This is a genomic window from Micromonospora rosaria (genome assembly GCF_001567585.1).
GTDB classification, from domain to species: domain Bacteria; phylum Actinomycetota; class Actinomycetes; order Mycobacteriales; family Micromonosporaceae; genus Micromonospora; species Micromonospora rosaria.
In genome coordinates this window covers 1-6527 of sequence record NZ_LRQV01000224.1, presented here as the reverse complement: position 1 = coordinate 6527, position 6527 = coordinate 1, and the positions used below count along the sequence as shown (strand labels likewise).

Below are 6527 nucleotides of genomic sequence, written 5' to 3'. Positions count from 1 at the left end.
TGCCGGGCCGAACGGCACCCCCCGGCAACCGGGCGGCGGTGCGGGCCAGCCGGGCAACCTGGGCCAACACGCTGCCCCGGGCCAACACGCTGCCCCGGCCCGGCAGGGCAATCCGGGCCAGCCGGGCAACGCCCGGGAGAACGGTGGCCCGGCGCGGTCCGGTGGTGCGCCGGTCAGCAGCGCCATCGCGGCGGCGCGGGCGGCTGCCGCTGCGGCCGGCAACCGGCAGGGCCAGGCGGCGACCCGGGCGGGCCAGGGCGCGGCCCGGCCGACCGCCGACGCCGACTGGGCCGGGGAACCGCCGTACGACCCGGACTTCGACGGGCCGGTACGTGGTGGGAACCGGCCGCAGGCCAACGGTCAGCCGGCGGCGTACGAGGGTTTCGACCCGGGGGACGAGCCGCTGGACGACGTGATCGACGAGCGGACCGCCCGCCAGTCGAGCGAGGAGCAGGCGGTGCAACTGCTCCGGGAGGCGTTCGGCGCCGAGAAGATCGACGAGGTGGACGCCCGGTAGCACCGCGACCGGGTGCGACCGGGTGCAGCGGCTAGGCTGGTCGCGGCCGACAGACGAGTGCGAGAAGGAGCCCTCCGTGCGCCCAGGTGGACAGCCGAACATGCAGCAGATGCTCAAGCAGGCGCAGAAGATGCAGCAGCAGCTCGCGAAGGCCCAGGCCGAGCTGGCCGAGGCGGAGCTGACCGGCACCGCGGGCGGCGGTCTGGTGACGGCCACGGTCTCCGGCAGCGGTGAGCTGAAGGGTATCCGGATCGACCCGAAGGCGGTGGACCCGGAGGACGTGGAGACCCTGGAGGACCTGGTCGTCGCGGCGATCCGCAACGCCAACGAGGCCGCCCGGGACCTGACCGAGCAGAAGATGGGCCCGGTCGCCGGCGGCATGGGTGGCCTGGGCATTCCCGGGTTCTGAGCCGACCGATGTACGAGGGTGCCATCCAGGACCTGATCGACGAGCTGGGCCGGCTGCCGGGCGTGGGCCCGAAGAGCGCCCAGCGGATCGCCTTCCACGTCCTGTCGGCGGATCCGGCCGACGTCAACCGGCTGGCCGGCGCGCTGCGCAAGGTCAAGGAGCTGGTGCGGTTCTGCACGAGCTGCTTCAACGTGGCCGAGTCGGAGCAGTGCCGGATCTGCCGCGACCCGCGCCGCAGCGACGAGGTGCTCTGCGTGGTCGAGGAGCCGAAGGACGTGGTGGCGATCGAGCGGACCGGTGAGTTCCGCGGCCGGTACCACGTGCTCGGTGGCGCGATCAACCCGCTGGAGGGGATCGGCCCGGACAACCTGCGGGTCCGGGAGCTGATGGTCCGGCTCGGTCAGGGCGGGGTACGGGAGCTGATCCTGGCCACCGACCCGAACACGGAGGGTGAGGCGACGGCGACGTACCTGGGCCTGATGGTGAAGCCGATGGGGATCGCGGTGACCCGCTTGGCCAGTGGTCTGCCGGTCGGCGGCGACCTGGAGTACGCCGACGAGATCACCCTCGGCCGGGCCTTCGAGGGGCGCCGGAGCATCTGACAGCGGGTGAACCGGCCCGTTCGTTTGACGTAACAATCTCGCATCGCAGCCGACGAATTTTCGGCGTGCTGCCGTTTTCGCCTGCGATTCTTCGGTCTGGAGTGGACAAAGACACGATCCGATACCAACCCGTCTGGCAAGAGTTTCCCGCCGGTCCGAACGAGGGCTAAGGTTCCGGCCATCGGTGACCACCCTGTCACCACGTTGTCCGTACCCCTTAGGACGAGGTGAAGCACCATGCGTGCAACCAGGCCGAAGGCCGCCATCGCGGCCGTCGCGGTCGCGGCCCTCGCGGTAGCAGGCTGCGCCGAGAGTGACCGCGAAGAAGGCTCCGGCGGTAGTAAGAAGGACACCCTCGTCTTCGGCGTCGCCGGAGACCCGAAGGTGCTCGACCCCAGCCTGGCCAGCGACGGTGAGTCGCTGCGGGTGGCCCGTCAGGTCTTCGAGACCCTGCTCCGCGCGGAGGAGGGCGGCACCAAGCCGAGCCCTGGCCTGGCCGAGTCCTGGACCCCGGACTCGACCGGTACGGTGTGGACCTTCAAGCTCCGCTCCGGGGTGAAGTTCCACGACGGCACCGACTTCAACGCCGAGGCCGTCTGCGTCAACTTCAACCGGTGGTACAACGCCAAGGGTCTGATGCAGAGCCCCGACGTGACCGCCTACTGGCAGGACGTCATGGGCGGCTACGCCCAGAACGAGAGCCCCGACCTGGGCGAGAGCCTCTTCAAGTCCTGCACCGTGAAGGACCCGACCACCGTCGACCTGGCCTTCACCCGGGTCTCCAGCAAGATCCCGGCCGCGCTGATGCTGCCCTCGTTCTCCATCCACAGCCCGAAGGCGCTGGAGGAGTACAAGGCCAGCGACGTCACCGGCACCGCCGAGGACATCAAGTACCCGCCGTACGCGCTGGAGCACCCGACCGGCACCGGTCCGTTCAAGTTCAAGGGCTGGGACATCGCCAACAAGACGCTCACCATCGAGCGCAACGAGGACTACTGGGGCGAGAAGGCCAAGCTCAAGACCCTCATCTTCAAGACCATCTCGGACGAGAACGCGCGCAAGCAGGCGCTGCGCTCCGGCGACATCCAGGGGTACGACCTGGTCGGCCCGGCGGACGTCGAGCCGCTCAAGGGTGAGGGCTTCAACATGCTCACCCGGCCCGCCTTCAACATCCTCTACCTGGCGATCAACCAGAAGGGGAACCCGAAGCTGGCCGACCTGAAGGTCCGCCAGGCGATCGCGCACGCGCTGAACCGGCAGGCGCTGGTCGACTCGAAGCTGCCCCCGGGCGGGCAGGTCGCGGTAAACTTCTTCCCCGACACCGTCGAGGGCTGGAACGGCGACGTCACCAAGTACGACTACAACCCGGAAAAGGCCAAGCAGCTCCTGGCCGAGGCGGGCGCGGCGAACCTGACCCTGCGGTTCCACTACCCGACCGAGGTCACCCGGCCGTACATGCCGAACCCGAAGGACCTCTTCGAGCTGCTCTCGGCGGACCTCCAGGCGGTCGGCATCAAGATCGAGCCGATCCCGCTGAAGTGGAGCCCGGACTACCTCAACGCCACCACCTCCGGCGACAAGCACGACCTGCACTTCCTCGGCTGGACCGGCGACTACGGCGACGGGTACAACTTTATCGGTACCTTCTTCGACCGGCAGAAGGACGAGTGGGGCTTCAACAACCCCGAGCTGTTCGCGCAGTTCAAGGACGCCGACTCGACCGCCGACCCGGCGGCCCGGGTGGAGAAGTACAAGGGCCTGAACAAGTCCATCATGGACTTCCTGCCCGGTGTGCCGATCTCGCACTCGCCTCCGGCGATCGTGCTCGGCAAGGACGTCACGGGGGTCACGGCGAGCCCTCTGACCGACGAGCGGTTCGCCACCGCCGAGTTCAAGTCCTGACCTGAGGCACGGACGCGGGCGGGCGCTGTCACCACGGCGCCCGCCCGCGCCTCCCGCACCCCTTACCGAGGCCGCCCGTGTTCCGGTTCATCGTCCGACGCCTGTTGCAGCTGATACCGACGCTGTTCGGGCTCTCCATCCTGCTCTTCATCTGGCTGCGCCGACTGCCCGGCGGTCCCGAGACGGCTATCCTCGGCGAGCGGGGCACGCCGGAGATGCGCGCCGAGATCCGCCGCAACCTCGGCCTCGACGAGCCGATCCTGGTCCAGTACGGGCGCTTCGTGCGCCGGATGCTGCAACTGGACCTGGGCACCTCGACGTCGACCAAGCGGGCGGTCACCACCGAGTTCCTGGAGCGGTTCCCCGGCACCGTCGAGCTGACCGTGACCGGCATGATCATCGCGATCGGCGTCGGTATCCCGCTGGGCTACCTGGCCGCGCGCAAGCGGGGCCGGATGCTGGACCACCTGTCGGTGGGCGGCTCGCTGATCGGCATCTGCATCCCGGTCTTCTTCCTGGCGTACGTGCTCAAGGCGATCTTCGCGGAGAACCTCGGCTGGTTCCCGGCCAGCGGCCGGCAGGACCCGACGATCGGCGCTACCCGGGTCACCAACTTCTTCGTCCTCGACGGGCTGATGACCCGGGAGTGGGACGCCGCCGCCGACGCGGTCTGGCACCTGGTCCTGCCGGGCCTCGCCCTGGCCAGCATCCCGCTGGCGATCATCGTCCGGATCACCCGGGCCAGCGTGCTCGAGGTGCTCAACGAGGACTTCGTCCGTACCGCCGAGGCCAAGGGCCTCACCGAGAACACCGTGCGCCGCCGGCACGTGCTGCGCAACGCGATGCTGCCGGTGGTCACCTCGATCGGCCTGCTCACCGGTGGCCTGCTCTCCGGCGCGGTGCTCACCGAGACCGTCTTCGCGTTCAGCGGCATCGGGGCCTTCGTCGCCGACTCGATCAGCCAGCGTGACTACCCGGTCCTGATGGGCTTCATCCTGATCATCGCCGTGGTGTACGTGCTGGTGAACCTGATCGTGGACCTCTCGTACAGCCTGATCGACCCGAGGGTGAGGGTGCGGTGACCGTCAACCTGGGCCGCAAGGGCGAGAAGATCGACCGGCTCGCCGAACTGGCGGCCGTCCGTGACGACGAGCGCGGGGTGAGCCTCTGGCAGGAGGCGTTCCGCCGGCTGCGGCGCAACCCGGCCGCGATCGTCGGCGCGGTGATCCTGGTGATCTTCGTACTGGTCGCGCTGGTCGGGCCGTTCTTCGTGCCGTACGGGCCGACGGACTCGATCGGCATCCGGGAGGGGCTGGTCCGCTCCGGCCAGGGCATCATCCCCGGCCCCTCCGGCGAGCACTGGCTCGGCTTCGACCACCAGGGCCGCGACGTGTTCAGCCGGATGGTCGTCGGGGCCCGGCAGACCCTGCTGGTCGGGGTGGTCTCCACCCTGATCGGGTTGGCCGTCGGCGCGGTGATCGGCGGCGTGGCCGGTGCCGCCGCCGGGCTGGGCGGCCGGTGGGGACGCTGGATCGACAGCACCCTGATGCGCTTCGTCGACATGCTGCTGGCGCTGCCCAGCCTGCTGCTGGCGGTGAGCATCGCGGCCCTGCTCGGGGCCAGCCTGACCACCGTGATGATCGCGGTCGGCGTGGTCTCGGTGCCGGTCTTCGCCCGGTTGCTGCGCGGGTCGATGATCGCCCAGTCCAACAGCGACTACGTGCTGGCGGCCACCTCGCTGGGCGTCCGCAAGTCGAAGATCGCTCTCACCCACGTGGTACCCAACTCGCTCGCCCCGGTGATCGTGCAGGCCACGCTGACCCTGGCCACCGCGATCATCGAGGCCGCCGCGCTCTCCTTCCTCGGCCTCGGCAACCCCGACTCACGGGTACCGGAGTGGGGGGTGATGCTCGCCGACGCGCAGCCGTACCTGGGCATCCGACCCGGACTGGCGATCTACCCGGCGGTGGGCATCATCATCACCGCGCTCGGCTTCACGCTGCTCGGCGAGGCGATGCGTGAGGCGCTCGACCCGAAGCTGCGGAAGTAGGCCGGTGCCGATGGACCCCCGGTACCGGACGGGCCGGCCGACCGGGCCGGCCCCGCAGTCGCGAACGAAAGGCCGATGATGGCACTGCTCGAAGTGGACGACCTCGCCGTCACGTTCGCCCGGCGCGGCCAGCGCGTGGTGCGCGCGGTGGACGGGGTGTCCTTCTCGGTCGACGCCGGCGAGGTGGTCGGCCTGGTCGGGGAGTCCGGCTGCGGCAAGAGCGTTACCTCCCTGGCCATCATGGGCCTGCTGCCGAGGCAACCCGGGCTGACCGTCGGCGGCCGGGCCTTCTTCGACGGCACCGACCTGCTGCGGCTCGACGACCGCTCCCGCCGGGACATCCGGGGCCGGGACGTGGCGATGATCTTCCAGGATCCGCTCTCCTCGCTGAACCCGGTCGTGCCGATCGGGTTGCAGGTGACCGAGGTGCTGCGCCGCCACCGGGGGATGAAGGGCGAGGCCGCCGCGAAGGAGGCCGCCGCCCTGCTCGACCGGGTCGGCATCCCGGACCCGCGTCGCCGCCTCAAGGAGTACCCGCACCAGCTCTCCGGCGGGATGCGGCAGCGCGCCCTGATCGCCATGGCGGTCGCCTGCCAGCCCCGGCTGCTGATCGCCGACGAGCCGACCACCGCGCTGGACGTGACGATCCAGGCGCAGATCCTGGAACTGCTCAAGGACCTGGTCCGCGACTCGGGGACCGCGCTCGTCATGATCACGCACGACCTCGGGGTGGTCGCCGGGATGTGCGACACCATCAACGTGCTCTACGGCGGACGGGTGGTGGAGACGGCCCGTCGCCGGCCGCTGTTCCGCGAGCCCCGGCACCCGTACACGGTGGGGCTGCTCGGCTCGGTGCCCCGCCTGGACGCCGGGCGGGGCGAGCGGCTCGTTCCCATCCCGGGCTCGGTCCGGGACCTGCTGCCCTGGCCGGACGGGTGCGCCTTCGCCCCGCGCTGCGTCAACCGGATCGACGACTGCGTGGGCGCGCCGCCGGAGATGGTGCCCACCCACGACGGACGCGCCTACCGCTGCGTCAACCCGGCCCCG

6 protein-coding genes and 1 pseudogene are annotated in these 6527 nt (G+C 70.3%); all 7 read left to right on the top strand.

Features of this window, described 5'->3' with window-relative positions:
• A pseudogene (locus tag AWW66_RS30915) lies at positions 1-517 on the top strand (DNA polymerase III subunit gamma and tau); the annotation flags it as partial.
• A gap of 100 nt (positions 518-617) precedes the next feature.
• Positions 618-926 carry a YbaB/EbfC family nucleoid-associated protein gene (locus AWW66_RS30910; protein ID WP_067374029.1) on the top strand — a complete coding sequence of 103 codons (309 nt, stop codon included), beginning with the start codon at positions 618-620 and terminating at the stop codon, positions 924-926.
• 8 nt (positions 927-934) lie between these two features.
• The gene (gene recR / locus AWW66_RS30905) at positions 935-1528 is read left to right on the top strand and encodes a recombination mediator RecR (protein ID WP_067374027.1); all 594 of its coding nucleotides are present in this window, start codon (positions 935-937) and stop codon (positions 1526-1528) included.
• A 237-nt stretch (positions 1529-1765) separates the two neighbouring features.
• A complete protein-coding gene (locus tag AWW66_RS30900; RefSeq protein ID WP_067374024.1) occupies positions 1766-3430 on the top strand; it encodes an ABC transporter substrate-binding protein in 1665 nt (554 codons plus the stop codon).
• A gap of 77 nt (positions 3431-3507) precedes the next feature.
• Positions 3508-4512, top strand: a complete 1005-nt coding sequence (locus tag AWW66_RS30895; protein ID WP_067374021.1) for an ABC transporter permease — start codon at positions 3508-3510, stop codon at positions 4510-4512.
• Positions 4509-5480 carry an ABC transporter permease gene (locus tag AWW66_RS30890; protein ID WP_067374018.1) on the top strand — a complete coding sequence of 324 codons (972 nt, stop codon included), beginning with the start codon at positions 4509-4511 and terminating at the stop codon, positions 5478-5480. The genes AWW66_RS30895 and AWW66_RS30890 overlap by 4 nt, the downstream gene beginning before the upstream one ends.
• Before the next feature lie 78 nt (positions 5481-5558).
• Positions 5559-6527: ABC transporter ATP-binding protein (locus AWW66_RS30885; protein ID WP_067374032.1), on the top strand; the 969-nt coding region annotated here is incomplete at its 3' end.

Excerpts from the sequence above, each read along its gene's own strand:
- AWW66_RS30900 (WP_067374024.1), top strand. The coding sequence starts at position 1,766 with ATGCGTGCAACCAGGCCGAAGGCCGCCATCGCGGCCGTCGCGGTCGCG.
- recR (WP_067374027.1), top strand. The coding sequence starts at position 935 with ATGTACGAGGGTGCCATCCAGGACCTGATCGACGAGCTGGGCCGGCTG.
- AWW66_RS30910 (WP_067374029.1), top strand. The coding sequence starts at position 618 with ATGCAGCAGATGCTCAAGCAGGCGCAGAAGATGCAGCAGCAGCTCGCG.